This is a genomic window from Mycobacterium sp. IDUB_19 (assembly GCF_055419445.1).
Genome location: NZ_JBVAXR010000001.1, coordinates 134,547 through 152,109, shown reverse-complemented (window position 1 = coordinate 152,109; position 17,563 = coordinate 134,547). Strand labels below are relative to the sequence as shown.

The 17,563-nt window shown below is 66.9% G+C and carries 8 protein-coding genes (1 of these 8 running past the window's edge); 6 read left to right on the top strand and 2 right to left on the bottom strand.

Annotated elements, in window-relative coordinates:
* The first annotated feature begins 83 nt into the window (after positions 1-83).
* From ACZY0B_RS00615 to ACZY0B_RS00600, 4 genes are all read left to right on the top strand, one after another.
* Complete coding sequence (locus tag ACZY0B_RS00615) at positions 84-1,313, top strand: MurT ligase domain-containing protein (protein WP_463761997.1); 1,230 nt, start codon at positions 84-86, stop codon at positions 1,311-1,313.
* On the top strand, positions 1,306-2,013 hold the full coding sequence (locus ACZY0B_RS00610; RefSeq protein ID WP_463761996.1) for a type 1 glutamine amidotransferase: 708 nt from the start codon (positions 1,306-1,308) through the stop codon (positions 2,011-2,013). Before ACZY0B_RS00615 ends, ACZY0B_RS00610 begins: the two co-directional genes overlap by 8 nt.
* 14 nt (positions 2,014-2,027) lie before the next feature.
* Entirely contained in the window at positions 2,028-2,456 is a 429-nt protein-coding gene (locus ACZY0B_RS00605; RefSeq protein ID WP_463761995.1) for a hypothetical protein, read from the top strand.
* 214 nt (positions 2,457-2,670) lie between these two features.
* Positions 2,671-3,330 (top strand): C39 family peptidase, encoded by a 660-nt coding sequence (locus tag ACZY0B_RS00600; RefSeq protein ID WP_463761994.1) that lies wholly within the window; start codon positions 2,671-2,673, stop codon positions 3,328-3,330.
* Between the two features lie 20 nt (positions 3,331-3,350).
* Here the strand turns inward: ACZY0B_RS00600 and recR are convergent, their stop codons facing one another.
* Together recR and ACZY0B_RS00590 are read right to left on the bottom strand one after the other, a co-directional pair.
* The gene (recR, locus tag ACZY0B_RS00595) at positions 3,351-3,962 is read right to left on the bottom strand and encodes a recombination mediator RecR (RefSeq protein WP_463761993.1); all 612 of its coding nucleotides are present in this window, start codon (positions 3,960-3,962) and stop codon (positions 3,351-3,353) included.
* Positions 3,963-3,971: 9 nt separating this feature from the next.
* Positions 3,972-4,313 (bottom strand): YbaB/EbfC family nucleoid-associated protein, encoded by a 342-nt coding sequence (locus ACZY0B_RS00590; RefSeq protein WP_463761992.1) that lies wholly within the window; start codon positions 4,311-4,313, stop codon positions 3,972-3,974.
* A 98-nt stretch (positions 4,314-4,411) separates the two neighbouring features.
* Between ACZY0B_RS00590 and ACZY0B_RS00585 the strand changes: the two genes are divergently transcribed.
* Together ACZY0B_RS00585 and ACZY0B_RS00580 are read left to right on the top strand one after the other, a co-directional pair.
* Entirely contained in the window at positions 4,412-5,173 is a 762-nt protein-coding gene (locus tag ACZY0B_RS00585; protein ID WP_463761991.1) for an Rv3717 family N-acetylmuramoyl-L-alanine amidase, read from the top strand.
* 523 nt (positions 5,174-5,696) lie between these two features.
* Positions 5,697-17,563, top strand: the 5' end (the start) of a protein-coding gene (locus ACZY0B_RS00580; RefSeq protein WP_463761990.1) for a non-ribosomal peptide synthase/polyketide synthase. The gene runs 19,333 nt beyond the window's last position; 11,867 of the gene's 31,200 nt are visible here — the first part of the coding sequence; its start codon is at positions 5,697-5,699; its stop codon lies beyond the right edge, outside the window.

Below are 17,563 nucleotides of genomic sequence, written 5' to 3'. Positions count from 1 at the left end.
TGGCGATCGCACTCGACCTGACGAGGCCGACCCGCTACGCCCGGCAAAAGCGCCGCGCTGGCGATCGCCCTTAAACTGCGCGGGTGGTCACCACCCGGGCACGTCTAGCCCTCGCCGCAGGGGCGAGCGCGCGGTGGGCGTCGCGGCTGACCGGGCGCGGCGCCGGGGCGATGATCGGCGGCCTGGTCGCGATGACGCTGGACCGCTCGATCCTGCGCCAGCTCGGCGCTGGACGGCGCACGGTCGTCGTCACCGGGACCAACGGCAAGTCCACCACCACCCGAATGACCGCGGCCGCTCTAGGCACGCTGGGCTCGGTCGCCACCAACGCCGAAGGCGCCAATATGGACGCCGGCCTGGTGGCCGCGCTGGCCGCCGACCGCACCGCCGGACTGGCGGCCCTGGAAGTCGACGAGATGCACGTGCCGCATGTTTCCGATGCCGTCGAGCCCAGCGTCGTCGTGCTGCTCAATCTGTCGCGCGATCAGCTGGACCGGGTCGGCGAGATCAACGTCATCGAACGCACGCTGCGGGCCGGACTGGCCCGCCACCCGAACGCGGTCGTCGTTGCCAACTGCGACGACGTGCTGATGACCTCGGCCGCCTACGACAGCCCGAATGTGGTGTGGGTGGCCGCCGGCGGCGGGTGGGCTAACGACTCCGTCAGCTGCCCGCGCAGCGGCGAGGTGATCGTCCGCGACCGGGGCCACTGGTATTCCACCGGCGCCGACTTCAAACGGCCCAGTCCGCAGTGGTGGTTCGACGAGGACATGCTGTATGGGCCCGACGGGCTGGCCCTGCCGATGCGGCTGGCGCTGCCCGGCGCGGTGAATCGCGGCAATGCGGCCCAGGCCGTCGCGGCCGCCGTCGCGCTGGGTGCCGACCCGACGGCGGCCGCTGCGGCGGTGTCGGGGGTGGACGAGGTCGCGGGCCGCTATCGGACCGTCCGGATCGGCCGGCACGACGCGCGGATTCTGCTGGCCAAGAACCCGGCCGGCTGGCAGGAAGCGCTGTCGATGGTCGACAAGCACGCAGCCGGGGTGGTCATCTCGGTCAACGGGCAGGTGCCCGACGGCGAGGACCTGTCCTGGCTGTGGGACGTGCGTTTCGAGCACTTCGAAGAAACCGCGGTGGTGGCCGCCGGCGAACGCGGCACCGACCTGGCGGTGCGCTTGGGGTACGCGGGCGTCGAGCACACCCTGGTGCACGACACCCTGGCGGCCATCGCGTCCTGCCCGCCGGGGCGAGTCGAGGTCGTCGCCAACTACACCGCCTTCTTGCAGCTGCACCGAGCATTGGCACGGCATGGCTGACTCGACAATTCGGATCGGTTTGGTGTTGCCCGACGTGATGGGCACCTACGGCGACGGCGGGAACGCGGTGGTGCTGCGCCAACGGCTCCGGCTACGCGGTATCGCCGCCGAGATCGTGGAGATCACGCTGGCCGACCCGGTACCCGAGTCCTTGGACCTGTACACCCTCGGCGGCGCCGAGGACTACGCGCAGCGGCTGGCCACCCGGCACCTGCAGCGGTACCCGGGCCTGCAGCGCGCGGCGGAGCGCGGCGCACCCGTGCTGGCGATCTGTGCCGCCGTCCAGGTGCTCGGGCACTGGTACGAGACGTCCTCCGGGGAGCGGGTCGACGGTGTCGGCATGCTGGATGCGACAACCTCCCCGCAGGATGCCCGCAAGATCGGCGAGCTGGTGAGCAGGCCGCTGCTGGCCGGGCTGACCCAGCAGCTCACCGGCTTTGAAAACCACCGCGGCGGCACCGTGTTGGGCCCCGCCGCCGCACCGCTGGGCGCGGTCGTCAAGGGGGCCGGCAACCGGCTCGGCGACGGTTTTGACGGCGTGCTTCAGGGCACCGTCGTGGCGACGTACATGCATGGGCCGTGTCTGGCCCGCAACCCGGAGCTGGCCGACCTGCTGCTGAGCAAGGTGGTGGGCCGGCTGGCACCGCTGGAGCTGCCCGAGGTGGAGCTGTTGCGCCGCGAACGACTGGCGGCGCGCTAACCGTGCGGGCCGAGATGGCGAAAATCAGCCCGCGAATGGCCGCCAGCGCCGCACTGCTCGGCGCGGCTGCGTTGATCACGTCGTCAACACCGGCGTGCGCGGCCCCGGAAGTCCTCAACGGCCGGTACAACGTGCTCTACGCGGACACCGACAGGCCGACCGCCTGGCTCTTCGTCCCGTGCGGATCGGACTGCACCCTGGCGACCTCGCAAGATGGCGGGACGTTCGTCATCAGCTGGGAATTCCAACTCGCCAATGGACGATGGACTCACCGCGGGACAGCCCAGGCGCCGTGCCCGAACGGCGCATCGGCCCCGGTGACTGTCAACTACGGCTTCGATGCCGTGTCGCTTGCTGGAGAAGGCCAGACGACGACGTCAGACGCGTGTGGTGGAGAGCTGGGCACGACCTTTACGAGGCATTTCCAATTGAGCAAAGCCTGAGGAACGTCAGGCCATGGACCGGCGGCCGGTGAGCGCGCGCCCCGGCGTCCCCCACGATGTCGGGGTCGGTCGCGATGATCACCTCGGTGATGTTTACACCGTCGACCCGCTCGCCGCTGCGGCTCGGCTGCCAGCGCAACAAGATTCCTTTTAGGCCCGCACCCCACTCTCTTCTCGACGCCGATGCTGTGCGGCGGCTCGAGAAAGAGGCCCCATGACCAGCACCCCACCGACGATGGCCAGGACGACACACCTCGGCGCCCTCGCGGCTGCGTTGAGCCTGGCCGCGGCGGTCGCATTCGCCGGTGTGGCCGACGCCACCCCGAGTGCGCCCACGCCACACACCGGCGTCGGGATGCACGGCGACCCGGCCGCCGCCGCGCCCTACTGGCGCTATCAGCAACAGGATTTCGATTGTGGGGAGATGGCGGCGGCCGATGTGATCGGCCAGATCAGCGGCCACGAGCCCAGCGAGGACGAAATCACCGCCGCGGCTGAAAACCTCCCGAGCGCCGCCCACCCCGGGCCGATCTACCACCCCGGCGGCAGAACGAACAATCGTGACCTGGCGCCGCTATTGGCGCACTACGGCATTCACGCCGACGTAGTCCACCCCGACACCGACGCGCTGGTGCGCGATCTGGATCAGGGACGCAAGGTCATCGTCGGGGTCAACGACAAAGTCATCTGGAACAAACCGGGCAACCGCACCAAGGAAAACCACTTCGTGGTCGTCATAGGGATCGACACCAGCGCCGGTGTGGTGCACCTCAACGACAGCGGCGTGCCCACGGGCCGCGATGAGCAGGTCTGGATCGCGACGTTCGAAGAGGCGTGGGCCGCCAGCGATAACTTCGCCGTCGTGACGACGTGACGGGTCTACGGGTCTACGGGTCAGACCATGGACCGGCGGCCGGTGAGCGCGCGCCCCAGTGTCAGCTCGTCGGCGAACTCCAAGTCGCCGCCCATCGGCAGCCCGGACGCGATTCGCGTGACGGTCAGGCCGGGGATGTCGCGCAGCACCCGGACCAGGTAGGTAGCCGTCGCCTCCCCCTCGGTGTTGGGGTCGGTCGCGATGATCACCTCGGTGATGTCCACACCGTCGACCCGCTCGCCGATGCGGCTCAGCAGCTCGCGGATCCGCAGCTGATCGGGGCCGACGCCGGACAGCGGATCAAGGGCACCGCCCAGGACGTGGTAGCGGCCGCGGAATTCGCGAGTGCGCTCGACGGCCTGGACGTCCTTGGGCTCCTCGACGACACACACCTGCGAGCCGTCCCGGCGCGGATCGGCACAGATCCGACAACGCTCGTCGTCGGAAACGTTGCCGCACACCGCGCAGAAGCGGACGCCGTCACGGACCTTCGACAGCACGGCGGTGAGTCGGTCGATGTCCGGCGGTTCGACCGACAACAGATGAAAGGCGATGCGCTGCGCGCTCTTTGGCCCGATACCCGGCAGCTTGCCGAGCTCGTCGATCAGATCCTGGACCGGTCCCTCAAACATCTAGGTGGGTCAGAGCCCCGGTATCTGAGTAGGCGGGGCCGGTGGGCCGCCCAAGCCGGCGGTCAGTGACCCCAACTGCTCCTGTGCCATTTGGGCGACCTGCTTGGAAGCGTCGACCATGGCGCCGACGATCAGGTCCTGCAAGGTCTCGATGTCCGAGGGGTCGACGACCGATGGATCGATCTTCACCGCGACGACCTCGCCGCTGCCTTTGACAGTGGCCTCGACCAAGCCGCCACCCGCCTGACCGCGGATCTCGGCGTTCGCGAGGTGTTGCTGAGCCTCCATTAGCTTTTGCTGCATCTGCTGCGCCTGGGCGAGCAGCGCCGACATATCGCCTCCGGGTTGCATGACAATCCCCTCGCATCTTGGTCTCGAGTTGGTTTCGCCTGTGGATGTCGGGCGATTCGAAACACCCAGCGTAGACCGCGCGGCGCTACCTTTGCGCCGTGGATCTACGACTGAGCAGGCGTGTCGGAATCAAATTGGCGGTCGGCGCACTGATTGCTGCCTCGACGGCGGTCGCTCCGACCGCGACCGCGGTGCCGTCCAACATCGCCGGCATGGTCGTTTTCATCGACCCCGGCCACAACGGCGCTAACGACGCGTCCATCGGCCGGCAGGTCACCACCGGCCGCGGCGGCACCAAGGACTGTCAGACCAGCGGCACCGCGACCAACAGCGGTTACCAGGAACACACGTTCACCTGGGACACCGCGCTGCGGGTTCGCGCCGCGCTGACAGCGTTGGGTGTGAGGACCGCGCTGTCCCGCGGTAACGACACCGGACTGGGTCCGTGTATCGATGAGCGCGCCAACGTGGCCAATTCGTTGCGGCCCAACGCGATCCTGAGCATCCACGCCGACGGCGGCCCACCGTCCGGCCGCGGGTTCCACGTCAACTACTCGGCCCCGCCGCTCAACCAGGTGCAGGCCGGCCCGTCGGTGCAGTACGCGCGGATCATGCGCGACCAGATGCAGGCCGCCGGCATCCCGCCGGCCACCTACATCGGCCAGGACGGGCTGTACGGACGTTCCGACCTCACCGGTCTCAACCTGGCGCAATACCCGGCGATCCTGGTGGAGTGCGGCAATATGAAGAACCCCGTCGATTCGGCGCTGATGGAGTCTGCAGATGGCCGGCAGAAGTACGCCGACGCGCTCGTCCGCGGTGTCGCGGGCTTCCTGGCCACGCAGGGTCAGGCGCGCTGACCCACAGGGCGCGCTACCCCGAGATTTCGGGTAGCGGCGATGCCCTGCAGCCGGTAGCGTAAACCTCGATTACTCAGGGCCGCTGGCTGGGGATAACCAGGAAGCCAGATCGCTTGCGGCCCTGGCAGTTTCGCAGTGCGGACTTCGCTGCGCGATAAATTGCGGGCAACAGCCAGCTAACACCAGGAACTTTGCCGATATCCCTGTCGAAGCCGGTATACCTCTACTAGGGTTTGTTCCACTCATGTCGATTAGGCGTGTGGGGAGGACCGGTGAGCAACATTCCGTCGACGACGACAACGACAACCTCTAGGTCAGGGTCAACGACGACCAGCAGCACCGCCCGGGGTGGGCAAACGCGGACGTCACTGCCCGTGGTTAAGCGGTTAGCCATGTGGCGACCCGCGCTGCCGTTTTCGACTGTGTCGCACGCTATTGCACCGAAATACGGCCAGAGAATCTGCGGAACCCGCCACCAGATGAGGCCCTTATTTTGTAAGCCTTTTGGGTAGGGGGCGATCGGATGGAACTTGACGCCAGCGCCCTTCCGCTGACGCGCCGGCAATTAGATATTTGGCTCTCACAGGAAACGGGCCGCTCCGGCACCGACTGGCAACTCGGCCTATTCATCAGAATCGAAGGCGCGGTCGAGCCTGATTTGCTTAAGCAGGCAATCAGCAAAACGCTGCAGGAGGCCGAGCCCTGCCGCGCCGCCTTCTTCGAAGTAGACGGTCAGGTTTTCCAAAAGGCAATCGATTACCCGGATTTCGAGCTGACTTTCCATGACCTCAGAGGCTCGCCCGATGCGGTGGGCGAGGCCCGAGAGATTGCGGCATCGATTCAGCGCACACCCATGCCGCTGGATGGCCGGCTACTAAAATTTGCTTTATTCCGAACGAAACTCGACGAATACTACTGGTCTGCCTGCTGCCACCACATAGTCCTCGACGGATTGGGCATTGCGCTGGTCGGCCGCCGGATTGCGGCTACCTACACCGCAATTGTTTCGGGTACGCCCACCTCTCCCACGTTCTTCGGCTCGCTGCAGGACCTGGTTCGCGCCGAGCTGGAGTACGAGGCGTCAACCGATTACTCCGAAGATCTGGCCTACTGGACCGCAAACCTCCCGTCGGAAAGCGGACCGGACTATCGATTGCCGCAAGCCGCCGGCCGGCGAGATCCGGCTGAGCCCACCGCGCCGGTCCAACTGGACCCGTCCGTCGTCGGCCGAATCAAACAGCTGTCCAAAGCGCTGGGGGTCCGTCGAACCTCGGTCATCACCGCGGCGTGTGCACTGTTGGTGCGCGGGTGCGCCGGCGGTTCAGAAGTGGTGCTCGACTTCCCGGTCAGCAGGCGGGTCCATCCCGAGTCGAAGACGCTTCCCGCGATGGTCGCCGGGGTGGTGCCACTCGTCTTGCAGGCATCACCGGGGTCGACGGTCGCCGACTTCTGCAAGCATGTCGACTCGCAAACACGAGAAGCCTTGCGGCATCAACGATTCCCGGTGCAGGTCCTTGAGAGCGATCGCGGCCTTGGCGGCGCAGGGCAGGCCGCGAGTCGGGTAGTCGTCAATTTCATCCCGTCCAGACTCACCCTGAACTTCGCCGGGGTCCCGGCGACGGCGACCTACACCAGTTTTGGACCGATAGGCCACTTCGGGCTGTTCTTCGTCGGTACCGGTGACGAACAGTTCCTCACCACGGCCGGTGCCGGGCAACCGTATGCGGATTTCGATGTCGAGGAACTGACGCAGCGCTTGCAACGGGTTTTGGCAGCCATGACCGCCGACCCCACGCTGGCGCTTTCGTCGATGGATCTGTTGGACGCCGACGAGCGCGCCGGCCTGGATCGGCTGGGCAACCGGCCGGTGTTGACGCAGCGCGCGACCGAGGTATCGGTGCCGGCATTGTTCGCCGCACAAGCCGCGCGCACCCCCGATGCGGTCGCGGTCACCTTCGACGGCCGCGCGATGACATATCGCGAACTCGACGAAGCTGCCAACCGGCTGGCGCACCTACTCGCCGGCCGGGGAGCAGCTCCGGGACGGTCTGTGGCACTGCTGTTTTCGCGTTCGGCCGACGCTATCGTCGCGATTTTGGCGGTGTTGAAGACCGGCGCGGCCTATCTTCCGATCGACCCGGCCCACCCCGCGGCGCGGATCGAGTTCATGCTCGCCGATGCCGCGCCGACGACCGCGCTGACCACTTCCGCATTGTCCGACCGATTGGGCGGCTACGACCTGCGGGTCATTGATATCCACGACCCCGCTGTCGACGCACAACCCCCCACCGCGCTTCCGACACCGGCAGCCGCGGACATCGCTCACATCATCTACACCTCCGGCACCACAGGCGTGCCCAAGGGCGTAGCCATCACCCACCTCAACATCACCCAGCAGCTCGACTCACTGGACGCCGGCCTGCCACCGGGACAGGTGTGGACCCAGTGCCACTCCTATGCGTTCGACTTCTCGGTCTGGGAGATCTGGGGTGCGCTGCTGCACGGCGGACGACTGGTGGTGGTGCCCGAGGCGGTGACCGCCTCGCCGGACGACTTCCACGCCCTGCTCGTCAGTGAACGCGTCACCGTGTTGACCCAAACGCCCTCCTCGGTGGCGGCCTTGTCTCCGGAAGGCTTGGGATCGACGGCACTGCTGATCGGCGGCGAGGCGTGCCCGGCCGAAGTGGTCGACAGGTGGGCGCCCGGACGCGTGATGATCAACGCCTACGGCCCCACCGAAACCACGATCTATGCCGCGATGAGCGCGCCCCTTGGTGCCGGGGCAGCGGTGCCGATCGGTGCGCCGGTGTCGACAGCGGCGCTGTTTGTGCTCGACGACTGGTTGCGCACGGTGCCCACCGGGGTGGTCGGCGAGCTGTACGTGGCCGGTCGTGGCGTGGGATACGGCTATCTGGGCCGAGCACCGTTGACCGCAGCACGGTTTGTGGCCTGCCCATTCGGCGGGCCCGGCGCGCGGATGTATCGCACCGGCGACCTGGTTCGCTGGGGTGCCGACGGGCAGCTGGACTATGTCGGGCGCGCCGATGAGCAGGTCAAGATTCGCGGGTACCGCATCGAACTCGGCGAAATCCGGGCCGCGCTGGCTGGATTGGACGGAGTGGAGCAGGCCGCGGTGGTCTCCCGCGAAGACCGCCCGGGTGACAAGCGCTTGGTTGGTTATGTCACCGGAACCGCCGACCCGGCCGTGCTGCGCGGCGCGTTGGCCCAGCAATTGCCCGCGTACATGGTGCCGGTCGCAGTGGTGGTGATCGACGCGTTGCCGTTGACGGTCAACGGCAAACTCGACACGCGGGCCCTGCCGGCACCGGACTACCGCGACATTGAGCATTACCTCGCGCCGGCCACCGCGGTCGAGGAGATCCTGGCCGGGATCTACGCGCAGGTCCTGGGTGCCGACCGGGTCGGGATCGAGGAGTCCTTCTTCGATCTGGGCGGAGACTCGCTCGCGGCAATGCGGGCGATCGCCGCGATCAATCACGCACTCGATGCCGGACTTTCGGTGCGGGCATTGTTCGAGGCTCCCACGATCGCCGAGCTGGCACCCCGCATCGCTACCGGCCAGGGCAGGCTGGAGCCGTTGGTTGCTCTCGAGCGGCCGGCGGTGGTGCCTTTGTCGTTCGCCCAATCGCGGTTGTGGTTCCTGAGCCAGTTGCAGGGACCATCCGCGGTCTACAACATCGCGGTGGCGTTGCGGCTGTCCGGCCACCTTGATTCCGACGCACTGGCGGCCGCGCTGGCCGATGTCATCGCCCGTCACGAGACCCTGCGGACGGTATTCCCGGCGGTCGAGGACACCCCGCGGCAAACTGTGCTGGCCGCTGATCGCGCCGGGTTCGGTTGGCAGATCATTGATTCCGATGGCTGGAACGCGGCCCAGCAGGACGAGGCTATCGACGCGGCGGCAAGCTATGCCTTCGACCTGACCACCGAGATTCCCCTGCGCGCAACACTTTTCCGACTCAGCGAAGACACGCACGTACTGGTGGGCGTAGTGCACCACATCGCCGCCGACGGCTGGTCTATCGCTCCGCTGGTGCGCGACCTGGGTGAGGCGTATGCCGCCCGGTGTGCGGGAGAAGCACCGAGCTGGGCCGAATTGCCGGTGCAATACCACGATTACACGCTGTGGCAGCACGCGCAATTCGGTGATCTCGACGATCCCGGCAGCCCGATCGCGTCGCAGGTGGCCTATTGGGAAGACGCCCTGACCGGGATGCCGGAGGTGTTGGGGCTGCCCACCGATCGGCCTTACCCGCCGGTGGCCGATCAACGTGGCGCCAGTGTGCCCGTGGAGTGGCCGGCCGAGTTGCAGCAACGGGTACGCGAGGTGGCTCGCGAACACAATGCGACCAGCTTCATGGTGGTCCAGGCCGCTCTTGCCGTGCTGTTGTCAGCGGTCAGCGCGAGTTCGGATGTGGCCGTGGGTTTCCCGATCGCCGGACGCAGCGACCCCGCTCTCGACGAGCTGGTGGGCTTTTTCGTCAACACGCTGGTGCTGCGCGTCGACACGGGCGGGGATCCCACTGTCGGGCAATTGCTGGCCCAGGTTCGCCAGCGCAGCCTGGCCGCCTACGAACACCAAGACGTGCCGTTCGAGGTGCTCGTCGATCGGCTCAACCCCACCCGATCCTTGGCCCATCACCCGCTGGTGCAGGTGATGTTGGGCTGGCAGAACGCCGAGCCGGCCGAGTTGGCGTTGGGCGATCTGCAGGCCACGCCGCTACCGATCGACACCCACACCGCACGAGCGGATTTGGCTATCTCCTTGACCGAACGCTTCACCGCATCCGGTGAGCCCGGCGGGATCCGCGGGACGGTGGAGTACCGGACCGACGTGTTCGACGCGGGAACCATCGAAGCGCTGATCGCGCGGCTGCATCGGGTGTTGGTGGCCATGACCACTGATGTGACACAGCGGCTTTCCTCGATCGAGATGTTGGGCCTCGACGAGCACGCCCGCCTCGACGAGATCGGCAATCGCGCGGTCCTGACCCAGCCGGCGGCCCGGGCATCTGTTCCGGCGCTGTTTGCCGCGCAGGTAGCCCGCGCCCCGGAGGCGGTGGCGGTCACCTTCGAGGGCCGGTCGATGACCTACCGCGAGGTCGATGCGGCCGCCAATCGGTTGGCACACCTACTGACTTCCGAAGGTGCTGGCCCCGGCCAGTCTGTCGCGCTGCTGTTTTCGCGATCCGCCGAAGCGATCATCGCGATCTTGGCGGTGCTCAAATCCGGCGCGGCATACCTACCGATCGACCCGGCCCACCCGGAGGCGCGGATCGAGTTCATGGTGGCCGATGCCGCGCCGATTGCCGCAATCACCACTCCCGAACTGCGGTCGCGGTTAGAAAAGTGCGGCCTTCGGATCATCGATGTCGACGACCCGCGCATCGACACCCAGCCCGACACCGCACCACCCGTGCCGTCGCCCGACGACATCGCCCACATCATCTACACCTCGGGCACGACCGGCGAGCCCAAAGGTGTTGCGGTCAATCATCACAACGTCACTCAACTGTTCGACTCGTTGGATGCCGGGCTGGAACTTTCCCCGGAACAAGTGTGGACACAGTCCCATTCGTATGCCTTCGACTTCTCCGTGTGGGAGATCTGGGGCGCGCTGCTGCACGGCGGACGATTGGTGGTGGTGCACGAGGCCGTGGCCGGCTCACCGGAAGACTTCCACGCCCTGCTCGTCGGCGAACAGGTCACCGTTCTCACCCAGACGCCGTCGGCGGCCGGGATGCTGTCCCCGCAGGGGTTGGAGTCGACGGCGCTGGTGATCGGCGCCGAACCGTGCCCGGCCGACATGGTCGATCGGTGGGCGCGCGGACGGGTGATGATCAACGTCTACGGCCCCACCGAGACAACGATGTGGGCATCCAAGAGTGCGCCGCTCGCAACGGGTTCGGGTGTGCCGCCGATCGGTTCGCCGGTGACGGGGGCTGCGTTCTTTGTTCTCGACGAGCGGTTGCGCCCGGTGCCCGTCGGGGTGTCCGGCGAGTTGTATCTGGCCGGCCGCGGGGTGGGGTGCGGGTACGTGAACCGAGCGGGCCTGACCGCGTCGCGATTCATGGCGTGCCCGTTCGCGGGGGCCGGCTCCCCTGGACAAAGAATGTATCGCACCGGTGACTTGGTGCGGTGGCGCCCCGATGGGCAGCTCGACTACCTGGGCCGCGCGGATGAGCAGGTCAAGATCCGCGGCTACCGCATCGAGCTCGGCGAAATCCGGTCAGCCCTGGCCAGTTTGGCAGGTGTCGAACAGGCGGCGGTGATCGCCCGCGAGGACCGCCCCGGCGCCAAACGCCTGGTCGGTTACATCACCGGAACAGCCGACCCCGCCCAGGCACGCATCGCGCTGGCCGATCGACTGCCGCCGTATATGGTGCCGTCGGCAGTGGTGGTGATTGAGGCGCTGCCGATGACGGTCAACGGCAAACTCGACACCCGGGCCTTGCCCGCGCCCGAGTATCACGACGCCGATCACTACCGCGCCCCCACCGACGCGATCGAGGAGATCCTGGCCGGTATCTATGCCCACGTCTTGGGATTGGAGCGAGTCGGGGTCGATGAGTCCTTCTTCGACCTGGGTGGGGACAGCATCCTGTCGATGCAAGTGGTTTCCCGGGCGCGCGCGGCCGGGGTGCTGTGCCGGCCACGCGACATCTTCGTCGAACAGTCCGTGGCCAGGCTGGCCCGAGTAGCCAGTGTCGCAACGGATGAGGCCGGGGTAGTCGATGAGGGTGTGGGCGAGGTCGTGGCCACCCCGATCATCCACTGGCTGGCGGGCGTAGCGGGTCGAGTCGAGCAGTTCAACCAGACGGTGGCCATTCGGGCCCCCGTCGCGGCGACCGAAGCCGACGTGGTGGTGGTGCTGCAGGCGTTGCTCGATCGACACGCGATGCTGCGGCTGCGCGTCGACGAAGACGGCGCCGGGGGCTGGTCATTGTGGGTGCCCGAGCCCGGCGCGGTCGATGCGCGCGGCTGCCTGAACACCGTCGAGGAGTTGTCCGATGAGGCGCTGATCCGGGCACGGGGCCGGTTGAATCCGGCCACCGGAAAGATGCTGAGCGCATTGTGGGTGGCGCCGATCGGTGAGCTGGTGTTGATCATTCATCATCTGGCCGTCGATGGGGTGTCGTGGCGAATCCTGTTGGAAGACATCAACCTTTCCTGGTCCCAGCATTGCGGCGAGCAAGAGGTGGCCTTGCCGGCGCCGGGGACCTCGTTTGCCCGGTGGGCGGCGTGGCTGGATGAGCATGCTCGTACGCCCGAGGTGGTAGCTCAGGCGCAGACGTGGCGGCGGGTGGCCGCTACCCCGGCCGCACTGCCCGCACCCCAGCCCGAGCTGGATACCTACGCCAGTGCTGGGCGGTTGTCGGTAGATCTCGACGTCGAGACCACCAGGATGCTGCTGGGTGAAGTGCCCGCGGCGTTTCACGCTGGCGTGCAAGACATTCTGCTGATTGCGTTCGGACTGGCGTGCGCCGAATTCTTGGGTACCAGCGATGCGCCGATCGGCATCGATGTGGAGGGCCATGGGCGCTACGACGATCTGGCCGGCGATGCGGACTTGTCCCGCACCGTGGGCTGGTTCACCACCAAATATCCGGTGGCCCTGAGCGTTCGCGGCCTGAGTTGGGCACAGGTGCTCGCCGGCGAGTCCGCACTGGGCGCGCTGATCAAGGACGCCAAAGAGCAACTGCGCGCGCTGCCCGACGGCCTGACCTACGGGCTGCTGCGCTACCTCAACCCGGACGTGGATCTGGCCGGATCCGACCCGGCGATCGGGTTCAACTACTTCGGGCGCCTGGGCGCCGGCGCCGTCGACCTTTCCGACGATTTGTGGCTGATCGGCGAAGACGGTGTGTCGGTGGCCGCCGTGGCCTCGGCGATCCCAATGCCGTTGGGGCACAGCGTGGAACTCAACGCCGGCACTCTCGACACGGACGCCGGCCCGCATTTGCACGCGACCTGGACCTGGGCAACCTCAGCGCTCGACGACGAGCAAGTCGGCCGGCTGAACCAATTGTGGTTCGCCGCCCTCGCCGGGATCTGCGCGCACGTCCGCGACGGCGGAGGCGGCTTGACGCCGTCGGATATCACGCCGGCCCGGCTCAACCAGCAGCAGATCGACGAGCTGTGCCGCCGAGACCGGATCGCCGATATCTTGCCGCTGACTCCCCTGCAGCAGGGTCTGCTTTTCCACGCCACAACCCACGGCAAGAGCGAGCTGTATGCGGTACAGCTGGACATCACGATCACCGGCCCGCTGGACTCCGACCGGCTGCGGGCAGCGGTCGACACCGTGGTCGGCCGCCACCCCAACCTGGCCGCCCGATTCTGCCCGGAGTTCGACCAACCGATCCAGGTCATCCCGGCCGATCCCGTATTGGCGTGGCAATTCACCGAACTCGGTGACGGTGTCGATGTCGAGGAACAGATCCAGCGGCTATGTGCCGCCGAGCGTGCGGCGGTTGTCGACCTGACCAACCCGCCCGCGTTCCGGGTCGCGATGATCCGCACGGGCAAAGACCTGCACCGGTTGGTGCTGACGAACCATCACATCGTGCTCGATGGCTGGTCACTGCCCATCCTGTTGCAGGAGATCTTCACCACGTACTACGGGCAGCGGCTCCCTGTGCCCCCGCCGTACCGCCGGTTCGTGACCTGGCTGACCGACCAAGACCGTGCGGGCGCCGAGACGGCCTGGCGTGAAATATTCGCCGGCTTCGAGGTCCCCACACTGGTGGGCCCGCCCGGCCGGATCGTGCTCGGCCGGCGTGAGGTGGTCACATCACGGGTGTCCGCGGAGACGACGCGAGCCGTGGGTGAGCTGGCACGCGTGCATCACACCACCATCAATACGGTGTTGCAGGCAGGTTGGGCGCAGCTGCTGATGTGGCTGACCGGTCAACGCGACATCGCCTTCGGCACCGCGGTTTCCGGCCGCCCCGTCGAGCTGGCCGGCTCGGATTCGATGGTGGGCCTACTGATCAACACCGTTCCGGTGCGAGCCACCATCACCACGGCCACCACTACCTCCGACCTACTCGACCAACTGCACCGGTCCAACAACCACACGCTTGAGCATCAACACCTGGCACTGCCCGAGATTCACCGCGCCGCCGGACATGACCAACTCTTCGACACCCTGTTCGTCTACGAGAACTACCCCGTCGACCCCGCTCTGTTCGGCGTCAACGGTTTGGCCGTCACCGAGTACACCGCCCGCGAAAACAACCACTATCCGCTGACGCTGCAGGCGATGCCCGGCGATGAACTCGGCCTGCGCGTCGAATACGACACCGACGTCTTCACCGCCGACAGCATCGACAGGCTCATCCGGCAATTGCAGCGAGTGCTGGTGGCCGCGACCACCGTCCCCACCCGCCGGTTGTCGTTGATGGACCTGCTCGACGTCGACGAACACGCCCGCCTCGACGAGATCGGCAATCGGGAGGTGTTGGCCAAGAACAGGATTGGTGTATCGATTCCGGAGTTGTTCGCAGCGCAGGCCGCGCGTACCCCCGATGCGGTGGCGATCACATTCGAGGGTGCCTCGATGACATACCGCGAGCTCGACACAGCGGCCAACCGGGTCGCACACCTGCTCGCCGACCGTGGAGTATGTCCGGGACAGTCCGTGGCGTTGCTGTTTTCGCGCTCGGCCGAGGCCATCGTCGCGATATTGGCGGTATTGAAGACCGGAGCGGCCTACGTGCCGATCGATCCGGCTCACCCCGCGGCGCGCCTAGAGTTCATGGTGACCGACGCCGCGCCGATCGCCGCGCTGACCACCACCGAGCTGCGCGCCCGGCTTGACGGGTACGACCTGGCGACCATCGATATCCGCGACCCCGCCGTCACCGCTCAACCCGCCACCGCGCCGCCGATGCCAGCGCCCGACGATGTCGCCCACATCATCTACACCTCGGGTACTACCGGCGTTCCCAAAGGCGTTGCGGTTAACCACTCCAACGTCACACAGCTTTTTGAGTCGCTGGAAACCGGATTGGAGCTCACCGCGGAACAAGTGTGGACGCAATTCCACTCGTATGCGTTCGACTTCTCGGTGTGGGAGATCTGGGGTGCCCTGCTGCACGGCGGACGGCTGGTGGTGGTGCCCGAGCCGATGACCCGCTCCCCGCAGGACTTCCACGACTTACTCGTCAACGAAGGCGTCACCGTGCTCACCCAAACGCCGTCCGCGGTGGCGGCGCTTTCGACCGACGGTTTGGGCTCGGCGGCTTTGGTGATCGGCGCGGAGGCCTGCCCACCCGAGGTGGTGGATCGATGGGCGCCCGGGCGGACGATGATCAATGTCTACGGCCCCACCGAGACGACGATGTGGGCATCCAAGAGTGCGCCCTTGACCCCGAAAACCGATGTGATACCGATCGGTTCGCCGGTTACCGGGGCGTCCTTCTTTGTGCTCGACGGCTGGTTGCGCCCGGTGCCCATCGGCGTGGTTGGCGAGTTGTATCTGGCCGGCCGGGGCGTCGGACACGGGTATTGGCGCCGGGCGGGGTTGACCGCGTCGCGGTTCATGGCGTGTCCGTTCGCCGGTGCGGGAGCACCCGGACAACGGATGTATCGCACCGGAGACCTGGTGCGGTGGGGTGTCGACGGGCAGCTGCAGTACGTCGGGCGCGCCGACGAGCAGGTCAAAATCCGCGGCTACCGCATCGAATTGGGCGAAATCCGGGCAGCCTTGACCAGTTTGGAAGGTGTGGAACAGGCGGCGGTGATCGCCCGCGAGGACCTCCCCGGCGCCAAGCGCCTCGTCGGGTATGTCACCGGAACCGCAGACCCGGCCCTGGCACGCGCCCAGCTCGCCGAGCAGCTCCCGCCATACATGGTGCCGGCCGCGGTAATGGTGATCGACGCGTTGCCGATGACGGTCAATGGCAAACTCGACACCCGAGCCTTGCCCGCACCGGATTACCGCGACGCTGATCACTACCGCGCGCCGGCCACCGCCGTGGAGGAGATCCTGGCCGGGATCTATGCCCAGGTGCTGAGTGCGGAGCGGGTCGGAGTAGACGACTCCTTCTTCGACTTGGGCGGAGATTCGCTGTCGGCGATGCGAGTGATCGCTGCGATCAATACGCTCCTCGACGCTGATCTCAAGGTGGGCAAGCTTTTCGACGCACCCACGGTCGCCCAGTTGGCACTCCAACTCGACGAGGAGGCGAGTCACCGTGAGCCGCTGACAGCTCTCGAGCGGCCTGCGATGCTGCCGTTGTCGTTTGCCCAATCGCGGTTGTGGTTCCTGGATCAGTTACAGGGGCCTTCCGCCGTCTACAACATGGCGGTGGCGCTGCGGCTCTCCGGTCGGCTTGATGCCGACGCGCTGGCTGCCGCACTGGGCGACGTGATGGAGCGGCACGAAAGTCTGCGAACACTGTTCGTGGCGCCCGACGGCATACCCGAGCAAGTAGTGGTGGCGGCCGATCGGGCCGAATTCGGCTGGCATGTCGTCGATTCCAGCGGCTGGTCCGCAAGCCGACTCGACCGGGCAATCGACGCCGCGGTAGGCCGCCCGTTCGATTTGACCGCCGAACTCCCGTTGCGGGCCACACTCTTTCGCGTCAGCGATGACGAGCATGTGCTGGTGGGAGTGGTGCACCACATCGCCGCCGACGGCTGGTCGATCGCGCCACTGGTGCGCGATCTGGGCGAGGCGTACGCCGCCCGATGCAGAGGGCAAGCACCCGAGCGGACCGCGCTCCCAGTGCAGTACGCCGATTACGCCCTGTGGCAGCACACACACTTCGGTGATCTCAACGATGCCGACAGCCCCATCGCAGCGCAGCTGGCCTTCTGGCAGGATGCCCTGGCCGGGATGCCCGAGCGCATGGCGCTGCCGACCGATCGGCCCTATCCCCCGGTGGCCGACCAACACGGGGCAACGGTGGCCGTGGACTGGCCGGCTGAATTGCAGCAGCGGGTGCGCGACGTGGCTCGCGAACACAACGCGACCAGCTTCATGGTGGTCCAAGCTGCTTTGTCGGTACTGCTATCGGCTGTCAGCGCGAGTTCAGATGTGGCCGTTGGCTTCCCGATCGCCGGACGCCGCGACCCGGCCCTTGATCAACTGGTGGGCTTCTTCGTCAACACGCTGGTACTGCGCCTCGACGTGGGCGGCGACCCGACCGTGGCCGAGCTGCTGGCCCAGGTCCGCCAGCGCAGCCTCGCCGCCTACGAACACCAAGACGTGCCCTTCGAAGTCCTCGTCGAACGCCTCAACCCCGTCCGATCCCTGGCCCATCACCCCCTGGTCCAGGTGATGTTGGGCTGGCAGAACGACGGCCCCACAGAACTGGCCTTGGGCGATGTACAAGCCACCGCACTACCGATCGACACCCA